16 protein-coding genes and 1 tRNA gene are annotated in these 17,550 nt (G+C 61.8%); 15 read left to right on the top strand and 2 right to left on the bottom strand.

All coding sequences use genetic code 11. The features are described 5' to 3' along the window. Positions 1 to 160: 160 nt before the first annotated feature. The 6 genes from OU993_RS25600 (at position 161) to OU993_RS25575 (ending at position 3,654) form a co-directional block, all read left to right on the top strand. Positions 161 to 421 (top strand): DUF2171 domain-containing protein, encoded by a 261-nt coding sequence (locus OU993_RS25600; protein ID WP_268161740.1) that lies wholly within the window; start codon positions 161 to 163, stop codon positions 419 to 421. A gap of 144 nt (positions 422 to 565) precedes the next feature. Continuing rightward, a tRNA-Lys gene (locus tag OU993_RS25595) sits at positions 566 to 641 on the top strand. Positions 642 to 771: 130 nt separating this feature from the next. Further along, a complete protein-coding gene (locus tag OU993_RS25590) occupies positions 772 to 1,395 on the top strand; it encodes a DUF2799 domain-containing protein (RefSeq protein ID WP_268161739.1) in 624 nt (207 codons plus the stop codon). A 54-nt stretch (positions 1,396 to 1,449) separates the two neighbouring features. Further along, the gene (locus OU993_RS25585; RefSeq protein ID WP_268161738.1) at positions 1,450 to 1,782 is read left to right on the top strand and encodes a hypothetical protein; all 333 of its coding nucleotides are present in this window, start codon (positions 1,450 to 1,452) and stop codon (positions 1,780 to 1,782) included. A 113-nt stretch (positions 1,783 to 1,895) separates the two neighbouring features. After that, positions 1,896 to 2,642 (top strand): cytochrome c biogenesis CcdA family protein, encoded by a 747-nt coding sequence (locus OU993_RS25580; RefSeq protein WP_268161737.1) that lies wholly within the window; start codon positions 1,896 to 1,898, stop codon positions 2,640 to 2,642. A 49-nt stretch (positions 2,643 to 2,691) separates the two neighbouring features. Next, the gene (locus OU993_RS25575; protein WP_268161736.1) at positions 2,692 to 3,654 is read left to right on the top strand and encodes an AEC family transporter; all 963 of its coding nucleotides are present in this window, start codon (positions 2,692 to 2,694) and stop codon (positions 3,652 to 3,654) included. Here OU993_RS25575 and OU993_RS25570 read toward each other — a convergent pair. Then, a complete protein-coding gene (locus tag OU993_RS25570) occupies positions 3,619 to 4,833 on the bottom strand; it encodes a UbiH/UbiF family hydroxylase (RefSeq protein WP_268161735.1) in 1,215 nt (404 codons plus the stop codon). The two genes, OU993_RS25575 and OU993_RS25570, sit on opposite strands and share 36 nt — an antisense overlap. A gap of 153 nt (positions 4,834 to 4,986) precedes the next feature. Between OU993_RS25570 and pcsA the strand changes: the two genes are divergently transcribed. The 9 genes from pcsA to OU993_RS25525 all read left to right on the top strand — a co-directional run bounded on the left by pcsA (position 4,987) and on the right by OU993_RS25525 (position 15,224). Next, positions 4,987 to 5,721 carry a phosphatidylcholine synthase gene (pcsA, locus tag OU993_RS25565; protein ID WP_268161734.1) on the top strand — a complete coding sequence of 245 codons (735 nt, stop codon included), beginning with the start codon at positions 4,987 to 4,989 and terminating at the stop codon, positions 5,719 to 5,721. Between the two features lie 143 nt (positions 5,722 to 5,864). Beyond that, positions 5,865 to 7,463: an ABC transporter ATP-binding protein gene (locus tag OU993_RS25560; protein ID WP_268161733.1), complete on the top strand. Its 1,599-nt coding sequence runs from the start codon at positions 5,865 to 5,867 to the stop codon at positions 7,461 to 7,463. Beyond that, positions 7,453 to 8,541: an ABC transporter permease gene (locus tag OU993_RS25555; RefSeq protein WP_268161732.1), complete on the top strand. Its 1,089-nt coding sequence runs from the start codon at positions 7,453 to 7,455 to the stop codon at positions 8,539 to 8,541. Before OU993_RS25560 ends, OU993_RS25555 begins: the two co-directional genes overlap by 11 nt. Next, a complete protein-coding gene (locus tag OU993_RS25550) occupies positions 8,538 to 9,458 on the top strand; it encodes an ABC transporter permease (protein ID WP_268162532.1) in 921 nt (306 codons plus the stop codon). Before OU993_RS25555 ends, OU993_RS25550 begins: the two co-directional genes overlap by 4 nt. Before the next feature lie 44 nt (positions 9,459 to 9,502). After that, positions 9,503 to 10,576 (top strand): BMP family ABC transporter substrate-binding protein, encoded by a 1,074-nt coding sequence (locus OU993_RS25545; protein ID WP_268161731.1) that lies wholly within the window; start codon positions 9,503 to 9,505, stop codon positions 10,574 to 10,576. 132 nt (positions 10,577 to 10,708) lie between these two features. Then, positions 10,709 to 12,097, top strand: a complete 1,389-nt coding sequence (gene glmU, locus OU993_RS25540; RefSeq protein ID WP_268161730.1) for a bifunctional UDP-N-acetylglucosamine diphosphorylase/glucosamine-1-phosphate N-acetyltransferase GlmU — start codon at positions 10,709 to 10,711, stop codon at positions 12,095 to 12,097. Positions 12,098 to 12,203: 106 nt separating this feature from the next. Continuing rightward, a complete protein-coding gene (gene glmS, locus OU993_RS25535; protein WP_268161729.1) occupies positions 12,204 to 14,030 on the top strand; it encodes a glutamine--fructose-6-phosphate transaminase (isomerizing) in 1,827 nt (608 codons plus the stop codon). Beyond that, positions 14,027 to 14,530, top strand: coding sequence for a GNAT family N-acetyltransferase (locus tag OU993_RS25530; protein WP_268161728.1), 504 nt, complete (start codon positions 14,027 to 14,029; stop codon positions 14,528 to 14,530). Before glmS ends, OU993_RS25530 begins: the two co-directional genes overlap by 4 nt. A 13-nt stretch (positions 14,531 to 14,543) precedes the next feature. Beyond that, positions 14,544 to 15,224, top strand: coding sequence for a DUF502 domain-containing protein (locus tag OU993_RS25525; RefSeq protein ID WP_268161727.1), 681 nt, complete (start codon positions 14,544 to 14,546; stop codon positions 15,222 to 15,224). A gap of 31 nt (positions 15,225 to 15,255) precedes the next feature. Here the strand turns inward: OU993_RS25525 and OU993_RS25520 are convergent, their stop codons facing one another. After that, complete coding sequence (locus OU993_RS25520; RefSeq protein WP_268161726.1) at positions 15,256 to 17,550, bottom strand: FdhF/YdeP family oxidoreductase; 2,295 nt, start codon at positions 17,548 to 17,550, stop codon at positions 15,256 to 15,258.

Below are 17,550 nucleotides of genomic sequence, written 5' to 3'. Positions count from 1 at the left end.
GGAGTGCAAATGGCATGTTCATTGCCGCTCTCCAAATGAAAAAACGGTAAGGTGTTTGGCTGGCCCGACCACACACCGCCCCTTGCGCTTTTCTTCACCGCCTCCGCATCTTTTGCTCTGTCCGATCGTTCTTGTTGGAGACTGACAAAAGGAGAGTGTCATGATCGACCAGAACCAGATTCGGGAACATCAGGAAGTCATCGGTGCGGATGGTGCACATGTCGGCACCGTCGACCGCGTCGAAGGCGGGCGCATCAAGCTGACCAAGACGGATAGCGGCGAAGGTGCGCATGAGGGGCACCACCATTTCATCCCGCTTTCGCTTGTTGCCGACATCGAGGCAAACCGTGTGCGCCTTTCGGCAAAGGGTGCGGATGCGGTGAGCTTCGAAGAGGAAGAGGGCGGCAAGGCGACCCACTGAGTTTAGGGGTCCGTCCAAACAGGATCCGCGCGAACAGCGCCTGTGGACAAAACCGGCAGTTTTTTGTTTCTCGCGGGTTGACCGCGGGAAACACCACGAATATGTTCCGCGCACTTTCGGCGGGGCTGATTTGCTCCGTTGCGTGAGAGCGTAGCTCAGCCGGTAGAGCAACTGACTTTTAATCAGTAGGTCCAGGGTTCGAATCCCTGCGCTCTCACCACTTTCTCCCCGATAAATCGACCTTCGTACCGGCCTTTCCACATTTCCGTTGGGCGTTTGCCCTTACGCTTCATGGCGTATTCAGAAACTATTTACTATAACCCTGACGCTACGTGACTTCGGGGGTTTTCATGATGCGTCTGGTTGTTTTCTGCGTGGGGCTTTTCGGGCTCCTGATTCTCGCCTCGTGCCATTCCATGTCGAAAGAGGAATGCATGGCCGCCGACTGGCGGGTGATTGGTGATGCTGATGGCGCGGCGGGTTACAGCCCGCAGGATCGGTTCGGCGCGCATGTCGAATCCTGTGCCCGCGTCAAGATCGTACCGGACCAGACCAAATGGAACGAAGGATATCAGGTGGGCCTGCAGCGCTATTGCACGCCGCTCAACGGTTTGGCGCGCGGCGAGGCAGGCGACACCTATTACAGCGTCTGCCCACCGCAGACGAGCGAGGGTTTTCTGCGCGGTTACGGTCTCGGCCGCAAGCTTCACGACGCGCGGTCGCGGCTTGATTCGTTGCGGGGCGAGATCAGCTCGAAGGAAAGCCGCATGGATGAGCGTTATCGCGCCCTGAAAGAGGCGAAGGACGACAACCAGCGACGCAATATCCGCAACGAGATCGACGATCTCGACCGCGACATCCGCCGTGCCCAGCGGGAAATCTCCGACCGCCAGTATGATGTCGATCAGGCGCAGCGGGATGTCGACTGGTTCCGCGCCAATCCGAAGGCGCCGTTGCCGGTGCCGGGTTACTGACGGAGCGACGAAGGCCGGCCTCTGCGGGTTGACGTCACGGGAACGGAGAGACCGGTGATGATCGACTGGAGTTATATCCAGGCGGAGTGGGACTGGGCCGGCCATATTGTCGAGGCGCTGGCCATCGCCCTTGTGGTTGCCCTTCTCTTTCGGCCCTGGGTTGCGACGCGCCCGGCGCTGGCGCTCGGTCTCGTTTTTGCGATCGGCCATTTCCACGGCCGTGAAAAACGGGACTACGAGGTGAGCGTCGCCATGCCGCCGCCGCAGATTGACGCCTATGCCTTGTGGCGCTGGTCCTTTGATCAGATGACGGATTTCTGGCCGGTGGCGGTGGTCTGCTGCGGGCTTCTGTTTCTGCTCTGGTGGCGGGGCCGCAGAGATGTTTGAGTGCCGGCGGCGGGCGTTGCGCGGCATCATGCCTCTGTCCTCTACAGCAAAAGGTGATTGGCAGGCCGTGCCGTGTGACCGTATGAGGGGGCGAACGTGATGCGGAGCAGACCTTGTCGATTGCCGAAATTTCCCTGCTGAGTGCGCTTCTGGCCGGAGCGCTGTCGTTTCTGTCGCCCTGCGTGCTGCCTCTGGTGCCACCTTATCTCTGCTATATGGCCGGCATTTCCGTCGATCAGTTCCGGGGTGAGGCGCGGGTAGAGACCGTCACGGCACGGCGGGCGGTGATGTTCTCGTCACTGTTCTTCACGCTGGGTTTTGCCACCGTCTTCGTGGCGCTTGGGGCTGGCGCCACCTCGATCGGCGTGTTGTTGCGCCAGCACATGGATCTTCTCTCCAAGATCGGTGGGCTGATCATCATCATCATGGGGCTGAATTTTCTTGGCCTCTTCCGCATCGGCTTTCTGTCGCGGGAGGCGCGTTTCCAGTCGGGCGGAAAACCGGCGACGATCTCCGGCGCCTATGTGATGGGCCTGGCTTTCGCCTTCGGCTGGACCCCGTGCATCGGTCCGGTGCTGGGCGCCATACTCGGCATTGCCGCCTCGCGCGAGACGGTGGGAGACGGGGCGATCCTGCTGGCCATCTATTCGCTGGGGCTTGCCGTTCCTTTCTGGATCGCCGCAGCGTTTTCCGGCGCCTTCATGCGGTTCCTGTCGCGTTTCCGCCGGCATCTCGGCACCGTGGAAAAGATCATGGGCGGGCTTCTGGTCGCCACCGGCCTTGCCTTCATCTTTGGTTTCGTCAGCGACATGGCGATCTGGTTCCAGCAGACCTTTCCAATCCTGATGCAAATCGGTTAAGCCAGCACACGACGCCCCGCCGCAACCGGTGCGGGAGCGGAGGAATATCATGGCAGCCATTCTCGCGCTTCTTTTTCCCTTCTTCGGCCTGATCCTGATCGGACATGTCGCCGCCAGGGTCTCCCGGCAGGGGGCGGAAGCGCTGGGCTGGATGAACATCTTTATCGTCTATGCGGCCCTGCCGGCTTTGTTCTTCAAACTGGTGTCGCGCACGCCCATCGAGGATCTCACGCGCGTCGATTTTATCCTGACGCAACTTGCGGCGACCTATGCGGTCTACGCGCTGGTCTTCCTTGTCGGCTTCGTCATCCGGCGCGCCAGCTTTGGCGACTGCACGATCCAGGCCTTCGGCGGCGCCTATGGCAATATCGGTTATATGGGGCCGGGCCTTGCGTTGCTCGCGCTCGGCGACCAGGCGGCGGTGCCGGTGGCGCTGATCGTCTGTTTCGAAAACGCCCTGCATTTCATCACGGCACCGGCGATGATGGCGCTTGCCGGTGGCGACAAGCGGCCGCCGCTCACTCTCGCAGCCGATGTCGTCAAACGGGTCGTTTTGCACCCGTTCATCCTGTCGACGGCGGCAGGTTTTGCAGTGGCGGCGCTTGATTTTCAGTTACCCGACGCCGCGTCCCGGCTGGTCGATTATCTGGCGCAGGCAGCAGCGCCCTGCGCACTGTTTGCGATGGGTGTGACACTCGCGCTTCGGCCGCTGAAACGTGTGCCGGTCGAGATCGGTTACATCGCTCTGGCCAAGCTCGTGCTGTTGCCGGCCGTCATGTACGGGGCGCTCAGTGCCGTCGGCGGCATCGAACCGATCTGGATGTATTCGGCGGTGCTGCTTGCCGCACTTCCGACCGCGACGAATGTCTTCGTCATCAGCCAGCATTACGGCGTGTGGCAGGAACGGGCCTCCGCCACGGTGCTGATCACCACGGTGCTGTCGATCCTGACGCTGCCGGTGGTGCTTTACCTGATCTCAGCCGGCCTGCTTCCGGCTGAAGGGATGCCGTAAGGTCTCGGCCAGATCCTTGAGGCTGCGGCCAGGCTCGATGCCTTCGCGCATCAGGACGTTGCGCAAGGGGCCGACCGCGGTCAACAGATGCAGGCCCGCGGCGCGTGCCACCTGCATGGGCAGGAAATCCGAGAGCAGCGAGCGGTTGAGGAGATCCACACCGAAGGTGCGGGTCATGATGTCCGGCCGGCGCTTGCGGTTGAAACGGTCGCCGAAATCGGCGCCGATCGGGCTGTCGCCGCTTGTCTTCAGCAAATCGACCAGTTCCATCACGTCGCGCAGCGACAGATTGAGGCCCTGCGCGCCGATCGGCGGAAAGGCGTGTGCTGCCTCGCCGATAAGCGCCACGCGTCCCTTGCCGAAACGTTCGGCCATCAGGCTGGAAAGCGGCCAGGATTCGGCGCCGGGCTCGACCGTCACCTTGCCGAGCATCGACTGGACGCGCTCTTCGACCGCCAGCGACAGGGCGCTATTGTCGAGGGAGAGAAGCCGCGAGGCCTCTTCCGGACGCACGACCCAGACGAGGCTGGAGCGGTTGCCGGGAAGCGGAACCTGCGTGGCCGGCCCGGTCTCGGTGTGGAACTCGGTGGAGACGTTGTTATGGGGCTGTTCATGTGCAAAATTCAGCACAACGGCCGTCTGCGGATAGGACCAGCGGCGTGTGCCGATGCCGGCACCCTCGCGCACCTTCGAACCACGCCCATCCGCGCCGATGACGGCTTTCGCCGTGACGGTCTCGCCCGTCGACAGCGTCAGTGTCACGGCATCGCCGGACAGGTCGATCTGGGCAAGGCTGGCGTTTATGCGGCTGATATTCGGTTCATCGGCAAGCGCATTTGCCAGGACGGATAGCAGCACCTTGTTTGGAATGTTGTAACCGAAGGCATAAAGGCCGACATCGGCAGCCCGGAACTGTGCCGGCGGCGCGCGAAACAGGCGTTTTGTCCCGTCGAGAATCTGCATGGTCGAGAGCGCGGCGGATTCGGCGGCGATCTCATCCCAGATACCGAGCGAATCGACGAAGCGGATCGACTGGTCCATCAGGGCCGTGGTGCGTTCATCCTTGCGGTCGACCTTCGGTGCGACGACGGCGACCTTGCGTCCGGCCCGGGCCAGGGCGAGTGCGGCGATGGAGCCGGCCAGACCTTCACCCACGACGGCAATCTCGATGTCCTGCATGATCCGTTCTTCTCTGTCGGTTCTGATTGGAGGTCTATGTAGGCAAACTTGCCGCCGTAATCCATGGGCTGTTGATCAAGCGATGGGGAATGGTTGCAAAGCGCGCCGATTGGCCGCATATCCTCCCTTGCAACACGGATTTCGGAGCAGGGCGTGATCAGGCGAATCTTCAACTACCGCAAAGTGCCCTATGCCGAAATCAGGGCATTTTCCGTGCATGTGCTGACGGCGTCCGGTTCCTTCCTCGCCTTTCTCGGTGTGGTCGCAGCCGCCGAACACCGGTTTGTCGACATGTGGTGGTGGCTCGGGCTTGCGCTTCTGATCGACGGAATCGATGGACCGATCGCCCGCAAGGTGCGCGTCAAGGAAGTTTTGCCCAACTGGTCCGGTGATACGCTCGACAACATCATCGACTACGTGACCTATGTGCTTCTGCCCGCCTTTGCGCTCTATCAGAGCGGCATGATCGGTGAGACCTGGTCCTTTGTTGCCGCCGGCATGATTGTTGTCTCCAGTGCCATTTATTATGCCGATACGGGCATGAAGACGGATGAGTATTTCTTTTCCGGCTTCCCCGTCGTCTGGAACATGCTGATCCTGACGCTCTTCGTCATCAAGGCAAGCGAAACGACGGCGCTGATCGTGGTCACGGCTGCCGTCTTCATGACCTTCCTGCCGATCCATTTCCTGCATCCGGTGCGGGTTAAGCGGTTGCGTGGCCTCAATCTCGGCATCTTTTTCCTGTGGTGTGCGCTCTCCGGTTATTCCTTGCTGCTGCATTTCGATTCCCCGACCTGGCTGGTGTGGGGCGTCGTGATCACCGGCATCTATCTCTTTTGCATCGGCGGTATCCTGCAACTCTTCCCCAATCTCGGAAAAAGCCGTTAAACTCTCTCCACGGCTCGACTTATTTGTTGTGCACGGCAACAAAACGGGTATCAATCGGGATCCGCGCCGGTGCTGTGTTATGGGACATATCGCAGCCGAAAGCCTCAAAAGAAGGTGGGTGCGGGGAGAATGAGGGGATATGTGTGACTGACGTCGAGGCTCCTGCCACGGGTTCGCTTCTCAAGATTCAGGGGCTGACCAAATATTTCGGCACGTTTGCCGCCTGCAGCGGGATCGACCTTGCCATCCAGCCGGGTGAGATTCACGCTTTGCTGGGCGAGAATGGGGCCGGAAAATCCACGCTGGTGAAAATGCTGTTCGGCGTTCTTCAGCCGAGCGAGGGCCGCATCCTGTGGGACGGGCGCCCCGTCTCGATTGGCTCGCCCGGCGAGGCGCGCCAGCTCGGCATCGGTATGGTGTTCCAGCACTTTTCTCTGTTCGAGGCGCTGACGGTTGCCGAAAATATCGCGCTCTCGATGGATCCCAAAATCCCGCTCGCCAAGATCGCCGAAGAAGCTGCCTCGCTCTCGAAAGCCTATGGCCTGCCGCTTGATCCGAACGCGCATGTGGCGGATCTGTCCGTCGGCGAGCGCCAGCGCATCGAGATCGTCCGGGCGCTGCTGCAGAACCCCAAGCTGATCATTCTCGACGAACCGACTTCGGTCTTGACGCCGCAGGAGGCCGACAAGCTGTTCGAGACGCTGTTCAAGCTTCGTTCGGAAGGACGTTCGGTTCTTTATATCAGTCACCGCCTGGAAGAGGTTCAGCGCATCTGCGATCGGGCGACCGTTCTGCGCCATGGCAAGGTGACGGGCGCCTGTGACCCGAAAGGCGAGACACCGGCATCGTTGGCCCGCATGATGGTGGGGTCGGATGTCGCCTCCGTTCATCGCGAGGCTGCGGCAAACCTCGGCGATGTTCTGATCGATGTCGTGAACCTGTCGGTGCCCGCCCGTACACCCTTTGCCGTCACCCTGCGCGAGATCGGCCTTCAGGTCCGCGCCGGCGAAGTGATGGCGATTGCCGGTGTGGCCGGCAACGGACAGGGAGAACTGTTCGACGCGCTGTCCGGCGAATATCCCGTCGCCGACGCCGAAGCGATCCGCCTGCGGGGCAAACCCGTTGGGCGTACCGGCATCAACGGACGCCGGCTGCTCGGTGCCGGTTTCGTGCCGGAAGAACGGCACGGCCATGCGGCCGTCTCCGACATGTCATTGTCGGACAATCTGCTTTTGTCGCGCAGCCAGTCGGACCGCGCGGCCTTCCTGACCGGCGGGTTTGCCGCGATCATCCGCCACGATGTGATCCGCTCTGCCGCCAAGCGCATCTGTCAGGTGATGGATGTGCGCAAGAGCGGCGAGGATCCGGCAGCAGGATCATTGTCGGGCGGCAATCTGCAGAAATTCATCATTGGCCGCGAACTTGATCGCCAGCCCTCCGTTCTCGTCGTCAACCAGCCGACCTGGGGCGTCGATGCGGGGGCCGCAAGCCGCATCCGCCAGTCGCTGATCGATCTCGCGCGTGCCGGTTCGGCGGTCATCGTGATCAGCCAGGATCTCGACGAGATTTTCGAAGTGGCCACCAACATCGCCGTCATCTCGGAGGGCAGATTGTCGAAACCCTATCCGGCCGCCGAACTGACGCTGGAAAGGATCGGCCTTTTGATGGGCGGCATCCACGATTCGACCGGTCATGCCGGTTCTCCGACAGCCCCTCACGCGGGAGGCGTCCATGCGCATTGAGCTCGAACGCCGCGCCGGGGCCTCCGGCCTGTTTGCGATCGTCTCCCCGCTTCTGGCGCTGGCGCTGACGCTGATCTTCGGCGCCATCATGTTCTGGATGCTCGGCAAAAATCCGGGGCATGCGCTCTACAGCTTCTTCATCGAACCGCTGCTGGAAGTCTGGTCGCTGCACGAACTGGCGATCAAGGCGGCACCGCTGATCCTGATCGCGGTGGGGCTCGCCGTCTGTTACCGGTCGAACAACTGGAATATCGGCGCCGAGGGGCAGTTCACCATCGGCGCGATCACCGGCTCGATCCTGCCGATCCTCGTGCCGCAATGGCATTCCGTGCTGGTGCTGCCGCTGATGCTGATCATGGGCGCCATCGGCGGTGCGGTGTTTGCCGCGATCCCGGCGCTTCTGAAGACGCGTTTCAACACCAACGAGATCCTCGTCAGCCTGATGCTGGTCTATATCGCCCAGCTGTTTCTCGACTGGCTGGTACGCGGCCTCTGGCGTGATCCGAAGGGGTTCAATTTCCCGCAATCGATCAGTTTTTCGACTGAGGCAGTGCTGCCGGAGATCCTGTCGTCCGGCCGCGCGCATTGGGGCATCGTCTTTGCACTCGTTGCGGCGGTGGCCATCTGGTTCATGATGCGCTTCATGCTGAAGGGGTTTGAAGTCAGCGTGCTCGGACGCTCGGAACGGGCAGGGCGGTTTGCCGGTTTTTCCGGTCGCCGCATGGTCTGGTTCTCGATGATGCTGTCCGGCGCGCTTGCCGGGCTTGCCGGCATTTCGGAAGTCTCGGGCTCGATCGGCCACCTGCAGCCGAGCATTTCGCCGGGTTACGGCTTTACCGCCATCATCGTCGCCTTTCTCGGCCGCCTCAATCCGCTCGGCATCATCGCCTCGGGTTTCGTGCTGGCGCTGACCTATCTCGGCGGTGAAGCGGCGCAACTTTCCATCGGCGTTTCGGACAAGGTGACGCGCGTTTTCCAGGGGTTGCTGTTGTTTTTCGTGCTGTCCTGCGACACGCTGATCCTTTACCGCGTGCGCGTCATCTTCGGTGCGGGCCGTGCCCCGGCGGCGAGGTCCTGATCATGATCGAAGCCATTCTTCTGACCATCATCACCGCCGCGACGCCGCTCGTCATCGCCGCCATCGGCGAACTGGTGACCGAACGGGCCGGCGTCCTCAACCTCGGCGTCGAGGGCATGATGATCATGGGCGCCGTCTGCGCTTTTGCCGGCTCTTACCTCACCGGCGTGCCTCTGTTCGGCGTGCTGGCTGGTATTCTCGGCGGCGCGCTGTTTTCGCTTCTTTTCGGTTTCCTGACACTGACGCTCGTCACCAACCAGGTGGCGACGGGTCTGGCGCTGACGCTTCTCGGCCTCGGCCTGTCCGGCCAATTGGGCGAAAGTTTTGTCGGCATTCCGGGCGTAAAACTGTCGCCGATCGTCTTTCCGGTTCTCTCGGATATTCCGTTTATTGGCCCGCTGTTGTTTCGCCAGGACATCACCTTCTATCTGTCGATCGCGCTTGTGATCGGCGTGAACTGGTTCCTGTTCCGCAGCCGGACGGGGCTGAAGCTGCGCGCGATCGGCGACAGCCACGGTTCGGCACATGCGCTGGGCATCAACGTCATCCGCACCCGTTATCTCGCAGTGATGTTCGGCGGTGCCTGCGCCGGTCTGGCCGGCGCGCAGCTCTCGCTCGTCTACACACCGCAATGGGTGGAAAACATGACCGCCGGCCGCGGCTGGATCGCGCTGGCGCTGGTGGTGTTTGCCTCCTGGCGTCCGCTGCGGGTGCTGATCGGCGGTTATATTTTTGGCGCGGTCGGCATACTGCAGTTGCACGCGCAGGCATTTGGCGTGGGCATTCCCTCGCAGTTCCTGTCGATGTTGCCTTACGCCGTCACTATTGTCGTTCTCATCATCATTTCGCATAATCGCCGCACGACGCTCATCAATACGCCGGCATGTCTGGGGAAACCCTTCGTTCCGGATCGCTGACGCGGCCGCCCCATTCGCAGCTTCAAGCCAAACAGAGGTTGAATATGAAGAAGCTCATCATCGCACTGGCCGCAACGGCCGCCGCCCTCAGCGGCTTCGTCAGCGGCGCCCAGGCCCAGGAAAAAACCAAGGTCTGCTTCGTTTATGTCGGCACGAAGACCGACGGCGGCTGGACGCAGGCACACGACCTCGGCCGGCAGGAACTGCAGAAGGCGCTCGGCGACAAGATCGAGACGCCGTATCTGGAAAGTGTGCCGGAAGGCCCGGATGCCGAACGTGCCATCGAGCGTATGGCCCGTTCCGGCTGCGCGATGATCTTCACCACCTCCTTCGGTTTCATGGATGCGACGGTGAAGGTTGCGCAGAAATTCCCGAAGGTGAAGTTCGAGCATGCCACCGGCTTCAAGGCGGCCGAAAACCTCGCCACTTACAATTCGCGTTTCTATGAAGGCCGTTACATCCAGGGCCAGATCGCCGCGAAGATGTCGAAGAAGGGGCTGGCCGGTTACATCGCCTCCTTCCCGATCCCGGAAGTCGTCATGGGCATCAACGCGTTCGAACTCGGCGCGAAGTCGGTCAACCCGAACTTCAAGCTGAAGGTCGTCTGGGCCAATACCTGGTTCGACCCGGGCAAGGAAGCCGATGCCGCCAAGGCGCTGATCGACCAGGGCGTTGATATCCTGACGCAGCACACCGACACGACCGCGCCGATGCAGGTCGCTGCCGAACGCGGCATTCTCGCCTTCGGCCAGGCCTCCGACATGATCGCCGCCGGCCCGAAGACGCAGCTGACGGCAATCGTCGATACCTGGGGCGCCTATTACATCAAGCGTACCAAGGCCCTGCTCGACGGCACCTGGAAGTCCGAACAGGTCTGGGACGGCCTGAAGGACGGCATCCTGACCATGGCGCCCTACACCAACATGCCGGATGACGTGAAGGCGATGGCGGAAGAGACGGAAGCCAAGATCAAGTCCGGCGAACTGCATCCCTTCACCGGTCCGATCAACAAGCAGGACGGTTCGGCCTGGCTGAAGGCCGGCGAAAAGGCCGATGACGGCACGCTGCTCGGCATGAACTTCTACGTCGAAGGCGTGGACGACAAGCTGCCGCAATAAGCGCTTCGTCCGAGAAACAGGAAATGGAAGGCGCCTTCGGGCGCCTTCTGCGTTTGCGTCACATGCTGTTCGCCGTTGGCGAAAGCGCATGACTGCTGATAAGAAGCGCTCGATTGATTTGAGGGAGATCCCATGACCCGAACCTGCCTTGCCGTGATCCTTGCCGCCGGCGACAGCACCCGGATGAAATCCTCGATGTCGAAGGTGCTGCACCCGATCGCCGGGCTGCCGATGATCGCGCATGTGATGACGGCGGTGCGTGCGGCCGGCATGCGCGATGCGGTGCGTGCGGCCGGCATGCGCGATGCGGTGCTTGTTGTTGGCCGTGATGCGGAGCAGGTGACAAAGGCCGGGTCAATTGCGGACATGGTGGTGTCTGCCGTGCTGCAGACCGAACGACGAGGTACAGGCCATGCGGTGCTGACGGCGCGCGAGGCGATTGCCAAGGGTTATGACGATGTGCTCGTCACCTATGGCGACGTGCCGCTGGTGCGACCGGAGACCTTTCTTGCGGCACGCGCCAAACTGGCGGAGGACGCCGATGTGGTCGTGATCGGCTTCCACGCTGCCAATCCCTTTGGTTATGGGCGCCTGCTGGTCAAGGACGGCGAACTCGTCGCGATCCGCGAAGAAAAGGATGCGACGGAGGAGGAGCGCAAGGTCACCTGGTGCAACAGCGGCCTGATGGTGATCAACGGCGCCCGGGCGCTCTCCTGGCTGGAAAAGATCGACAATAAAAACGCAAAGGGCGAGTTCTACCTGACCGACATCGTCGAGATCGCCCGGGCCGAGGGCGGCCGGGTCGTGGCCATCGATGCGCCCGAAGCGGAGCTTGCCGGCTGCAACACGCGCGCCGAACTGGCGGCCCTTGAGGCGAGCTGGCAGACGCGTCGCCGGCACGAGCTGATGCTGTCGGGCGTCTCGATGATCGCACCGGAGACGGTTTTCCTCGCGCATGACACGGTGCTGGCACCCGACGTGCTGATCGAGCCGAACGTCGTCTTCGGTCCCGGCGTAACGGTCGAAACGGGCGCTGTCATCCACGCCTTTTCGCATCTGGAAGGCGCGCATGTGGCGGAAGGCGCGACGGTTGGACCGTTCGCGCGGCTGCGTCCGGGGGCTAATCTTGGCGAAGGTGCCAAGGTTGGCAATTTCTGCGAGGTGAAAAAGGCCGAGATTGGCGCCGGCGCCAAGGTCAACCATCTGACCTATATCGGCGATGCCTTTGTCGGCGCGGGCACCAATATCGGCGCCGGCACCATCACCTGCAACTATGACGGCGTGAACAAACACGAGACGCGGATCGGCGAAAACGCCTTCATCGGTTCGAATTCGGCACTGGTGGCGCCCGTCTCGATTGGCGATGGCGCCTATATCGCCTCCGGCAGCGTCATTACCGAAAACGTTCCCGATGACGCATTGGCTTTCGGCCGGGCGCGCCAGGAGGTGAAGCCGGAGCGGGCCAAGGTGGTGCGCGAGCGGGCGCTTGCCCTCAAAGCATCCAAGAAAGCGGAACGGTAACGTTCTGTCGGTTACTGTAAGAAATTGAAATTGACCCCCGCTGCCGTTGCATAAGGCGTGCGGTGCGGTAGGACATTGCGCATTCGCAACAGAAGATGAGGCTCATATGTGCGGGATCGTTGGTATTGTCGGCAGAGAACCGGTTGCGGAGCGGCTGGTCGATGCGCTGCGCCGGCTGGAATATCGCGGTTACGATTCCGCTGGTGTCGCCACCATCCATGACGGCATGATGGAGCGCCGGCGCGCCGAAGGCAAACTGTTCAACCTCGAAAAGAAGCTGGCGGGTGAACCGCTTCCGGGCACGATCGGCATTGCCCATACCCGTTGGGCAACCCACGGTGTGCCGAACGAAACGAACGCGCATCCGCATTTCGTCGAGGGCGTGGCCGTCGTCCACAACGGCATCATCGAGAATTTTTCCGAACTGCGCGACGAACTTCTCGCCGAAGGCGCGGTCTTTACCAGCCAGACAGATACCGAAGTCGTGGCGCATCTCTTGGCAAAATACACCCGCGATGGCATGGATCATAAGGCGGCGATGCTTGCCATGCTGAACCGCGTTTCCGGCGCCTATGCGTTGGTGGTGATGTTTGCCGATGATCCAGGCACCATTCTCAGTGCCCGTTTCGGACCGCCGCTGGCCATCGGCCACGGCAAGGACGAGATGTTTTTGGGCTCAGACGCCATTGCGCTCGCCCCCTTCACCAACCGCATCACCTATCTGGTCGATGGAGATTGCGCCGTGATGACGGCAACCGGTGTCGAGATCATGGATTATGCCGGCAAGCCGGTCTCGCGTCCGGTGCAGATCTCGCAGGCGGCCGCTCTGATGGTCGACAAGGGCAATCACCGCCACTTCATGGAAAAGGAAATCTACGAGCAGCCGGAGATCATCTCGCATGCGCTCAGCCACTATGTGGATTTCGCCACCGGTGCGGTGAAAAGCCAGAGCGAGGCGATCGATTTTGCCACACTGCGCGGGCTTGCCATTTCCGCCTGCGGTACGGCCTATCTCTCCGGCCTGATCGGCAAATACTGGTTCGAGCGTTATGCGCGCCTGCCGGTCGAGATCGATGTCGCCTCCGAGTTTCGCTACCGCGAAATGCCGCTCTCCAAGGACCAGGCGGCGCTGTTCATCTCGCAGTCGGGCGAAACCGCCGATACGCTCGCCTCGCTGCGGTATTGCAAGGAGGCAGGGCTTCCGATCGGCGCGATCGTCAACGTGAAGGAATCAACGATTGCCCGCGAGGCCGATGCGGTGTTTCCGATCCTCGCCGGTCCTGAGATCGGGGTCGCCTCAACGAAGGCCTTTACCTGCCAGCTTGCGGTTCTCGCGGCGCTCTCCATCCAGGCGGGCCGTGCGCGCGGCACCTTGACGGAGGCGGAAGAAAAGGCGCTGGTGCGCCACCTGATCGAAATGCCACGGGTGATGAGCAAGGTGCTGAACCTCATCCAGCCGCAGATCGAGACCCTGTCGCGCGATCTGTCGCGCTTTAAGGACGTGCTCTATCTCGGCCGTGGCACGAGCTTCCCGCTGGCACTCGAAGGCGCGCTGAAGCTCAAGGAAATCTCCTATATCCATGCCGAGGGTTATGCGGCGGGTGAGTTGAAGCACGGGCCGATCGCGCTGATCGACGAAAACATGCCGGTGATCGTGATTGCCCCGCATGACCGTTTCTACGAAAAGACCGTGTCCAATATGCAGGAAGTCGCGGCACGCGGCGGCAAGATCATCTTCATCACCGATGAAAAGGGGGCTGCCGCCTCCAAGCTTCCGACCATGGCGACCATTGTGCTGCCGAATGTCGACGAGGTGATCACGCCGATGATTTATGCGCTGCCGATCCAGCTGCTTGCCTATCACACGGCCGTCTTCATGGGCACCGATGTCGACCAGCCGCGCAATCTGGCGAAATCGGTGACGGTGGAGTGATCCTTCGCGGCGAACGACAAGGCGATGAGGCGGCCATCCGCGCGGTGACCGCCGCCGCCTTTACCGGAAAACCTTACAGCGACCAGACCGAACCGCAGATCATCGAACGGCTTCGTGTGGCCGGCGCGCTCGATCTGTCGCTGGTCGCCGAGGACGGCGGGGAGGTGATTGGCCACGTCGCGTTCTCGTTGGTGGAGATCGAGGATGGTGCCACCGGCTGGTATGGCCTTGGCCCCGTCAGCGTTCACCCGGATCGCCAAAGCGAGGGCATCGGTTCGGCGCTGATCCGCCGGGGGCCTGCCGATCTTGCGGGGCTTGGCGCTTCCGGTTGTGTGCTGGTCGGCAGTCCGAAATTCTATCCGCGATTCGGCTTCCGGCACTGCCGGGAGCTCGTCTATCCCGGTCTTCCTGTCGAATATTTCATGGTTCTGCTCTTGCGGGGGGAGATGCCCTCCGGCATTGTCCGGTTTCACCCGGCCTTTTACGGCAATGCAGCATGAGTGACGGGCAGGCATGACGGACATTCCGGAACGGATCACCATAATTGGCCGCCTGCGGAATAATTTCCTCACCGGCCTCATCATCTGCGCACCACTTGCCATCACGATCTGGCTGACCTTCGCCTTCATCGACTGGGCGGACAGCTGGGTGACGCCCTACATTCCGCAGCGGTACAATCCGCAATATTATTTCGACATCACGATCCCCGGCCTCGGCCTGCTGATCGCGGTCGTCTGCATCACCATGATCGGTTTCCTCGGCAAGAACCTGATCGGCCGGTCGATCGTCAATGTCGGTGAATCGGTGCTGCATCGCACGCCTTTGGTGCGCACGCTCTACAAAAGCCTCAAACAGATCTTCGAGACGGTGCTGAAGGACCAGTCCACCTCCTTCAAGAAGGTCGGGCTGATCGAATTTCCCGGCCCCGGCACCTGGGCGCTGGTGTTCATCTCGACCGAGGCGCAGGGCGAACTTGCCTCCCGTTTCGACGAGATGGGCGAAGAGATGATGGCGGTCTTCCTGCCGCCGACGCCGGTACCGACGGCAGGTTTCCTGATCTTCGTGCCGAAAAACAAGATCATCATGCTCGACATGACGCCGGAAGATGCGGCGAAACTTCTGATCTCGGGCGGTCTCATCACGCCGAACTGGAAACCGAAACCGACGGCTCCCCCGGCTTTGCCGCAGGAATGAGACCCTCGTCTCATCCTGCGATCGTCCGCCGTCAGGCGCCCTGCGACGGTGTGACCTTGACGGGAACGCCCTTGTAGGCCGGCGTGCCGGATTTCGGGTCATGATCGCCAAGCGCCACCAGCACGTTCATCTCCGGATAATAACCGGCGATGGCCCCTTGCGGGATGTCGTAGGCGACGGCGGTATAGGCCTTGACGACCCGCTCGCGGTCGTCGCCCCGCCAGACGGAGGCGACATCGATCAGATCGCCATCCGCAATGCCGATCGCCTGCATGTCCTTTTCGTTGATGAAGATGACGTCGCGCCGGCCGAAGACGCCGCGGTAACGATCGTCCATGCCGTAGATGGTCGTGTTGTATTGGTCGTGCGAGCGCAGCGTCGTCAAAAGCAGGGCTTTGTCATCAGCCGGCAGGTCTTCCTCGAGGCCGCGTGCGGTGAGGAACATCGCCTTGCCGGTCTCGGTGTTCCAGTGCCGGTCGGAGGCGCCGACGGTGAGCCGGAAGCCGCCCTTAACGCGGACGCGGCGGTTGTAGTCGCGAAAATCCGGAAAGACGATTTCGATCTTGTCGCGGATCCGGTCGTAATTTGCCACCATGCCGTCCCAGTCGATGCCGTAACGATCGCCGAGCGTCGCTTTTGCCATACCGGCGACGATGGCCGGTTCGGAGCGCAGCGTCGGGGCCGGCGCGTTGAGGAAGCCGCGCGAGGCATGCACCATGGACATGGAGTCCTCGACCGTCACCGATTGCGGCCCACCTTCCTGCACATCAAGATCCGTGCGCCCGAGGCAGGGCAGGAGAAGGGTGACGCGGCCCGGCACCAGGTGCGAGCGGTTCAGTTTGGTTGCGATATGCACCGAGAGCTCCAGCTTGCGCATGGTCTCCAGGCAGAGATCTGAATCGGGCATGGCGACCGGCAGATTGCCACCGAGGCAGATCAGCGCCTTCGATGAACCGTTCAACATGGCCTCGATGGTCTCGACCGCGTTATGGCCTTTTTCCGCCGTCGGGCGGAAACCGAAGGCGCGTTCCATGCCGTCGAGGAGGGCCTTGGTCGGGATCTCGGTGATGCCGACAGTGCGATCGCCCTGCACGTTGGAATGACCACGCAGCGGGCAGATGCCGGCGCCCTCTCTGCCGATATTGCCGCGCAGCAACAGGAAATTGGCCAGCTGCTGGACGTTTTCCGTGCCATGCGCGTGTTGGGTGATGCCCATGCCGTAACAGGCGATCACCCGTTCCGCTTTGATATAGACATCGGCAGCACTGGTGAGCGCCTCGCGCGAGAGTCCCGACTTGGCAATGATCGCCTCCCAGGAGGTCTCGTCGATGTCGCGGCGCAGGTCGTCCAGCCCCAGCGTATGTTCGGCAATGAAGGCACGGTCGAGGACGCCCGCACCGCCTGCTGCGCGCGCCTCGTCGTCACGTTCGAAGATCGCCTTCATCAGGCCCTTCAGCGCTGCCAGGTCGCCACCGGCCTTCACCTGGTGATAAGCCGAGGCAATCGGCGTGGAGGAGAGGGTTGCCATTTCCACGGCATTCTGCGGCGAAGCAAATTTCTCCAGCGCCCGTTCCTTCAGCGGGTTGAAGACGATGATCGGCACGCCGCGGCGGGCCGCCTCATGCAGCGTTGCCATCATGCGCGGATGGTTGGTGCCGGGATTGTGGCCGAAGCTGAAGATCGCGTCGCAATGGTCGAAATCCTCCAAGAGCACCGTGCCCTTGCCGACGCCGATCGACTTCGGCAGCCCAACGCTGGTCGCCTCGTGGCACATGTTCGAGCAGTCCGGGAAATTGTTGGTGCCATAGGCCCGCACAAAAAGCTGGAACAGGAAGGCCGCCTCGTTGGAGGCGCGGCCGGAGGTGTAGAATTCCGCCTGGTGCGGGTTTGCAAGCGCGTTGAGGCGCTCGCCGATCAACCGGTAGGCTTCGTCCCATTCGATCGGCTTGTAGCGGTCGATTGTCGCATCATAAACCATCGGGTGGGTCAGGCGGCCTTGGTCCTCCAACTGGTGATCGTGCCATGACCAAAGCTCGGACACGCTGTGCAGCGCGAAGAATTCAGGCGGCACGCGTTTTGCGGTCGATTCCCAGGTGATCGCCTTGGCGCCGTTTTCGCAGAATTCGAAGGAGGAGGTGTGTTTGGGGTCCGGCCAGGCGCAACCGGGGCAATCGAATCCGTCCGGCTGGTTCGCCTTCAGCAGCGTGGAGCTGCCCTGGGTGACAATCTGCTGGTGGGCCAAGGTCTTTGCGACGGCGCGCAACGCCCCCCAGCCACCGGCCGGTGCGTCATAGGGCTCGATACCGCGGGGGCGATTGCTGGACAT

This window comes from Rhizobium sp. SL86, assembly GCF_026672545.1.
GTDB lineage: Bacteria > Pseudomonadota > Alphaproteobacteria > Rhizobiales > Rhizobiaceae > Neorhizobium.
The sequence above is the reverse complement of the archived record's forward strand: the minus strand, read 5'-3'. Positions and strand labels throughout refer to the sequence as shown.

Excerpts from the sequence above, each read along its gene's own strand:
- glmU (WP_268161730.1), top strand. The coding sequence starts at position 10,709 with ATGACCCGAACCTGCCTTGCCGTGATCCTTGCCGCCGGCGACAGCACC.
- OU993_RS25570 (WP_268161735.1), bottom strand. The coding sequence starts at position 4,833 with ATGCAGGACATCGAGATTGCCGTCGTGGGTGAAGGTCTGGCCGGCTCC.
- OU993_RS25590 (WP_268161739.1), top strand. The coding sequence starts at position 772 with ATGATGCGTCTGGTTGTTTTCTGCGTGGGGCTTTTCGGGCTCCTGATT.
- OU993_RS25545 (WP_268161731.1), top strand. The coding sequence starts at position 9,503 with ATGAAGAAGCTCATCATCGCACTGGCCGCAACGGCCGCCGCCCTCAGC.
- OU993_RS25600 (WP_268161740.1), top strand. The coding sequence starts at position 161 with ATGATCGACCAGAACCAGATTCGGGAACATCAGGAAGTCATCGGTGCG.
- OU993_RS25575 (WP_268161736.1), top strand. The coding sequence starts at position 2,692 with ATGGCAGCCATTCTCGCGCTTCTTTTTCCCTTCTTCGGCCTGATCCTG.
- OU993_RS25525 (WP_268161727.1), top strand. The coding sequence starts at position 14,544 with ATGACGGACATTCCGGAACGGATCACCATAATTGGCCGCCTGCGGAAT.
- glmS (WP_268161729.1), top strand. The coding sequence starts at position 12,204 with ATGTGCGGGATCGTTGGTATTGTCGGCAGAGAACCGGTTGCGGAGCGG.
- OU993_RS25520 (WP_268161726.1), bottom strand. The coding sequence starts at position 17,550 with ATGTCCAGCAATCGCCCCCGCGGTATCGAGCCCTATGACGCACCGGCC.
- OU993_RS25555 (WP_268161732.1), top strand. The coding sequence starts at position 7,453 with ATGCGCATTGAGCTCGAACGCCGCGCCGGGGCCTCCGGCCTGTTTGCG.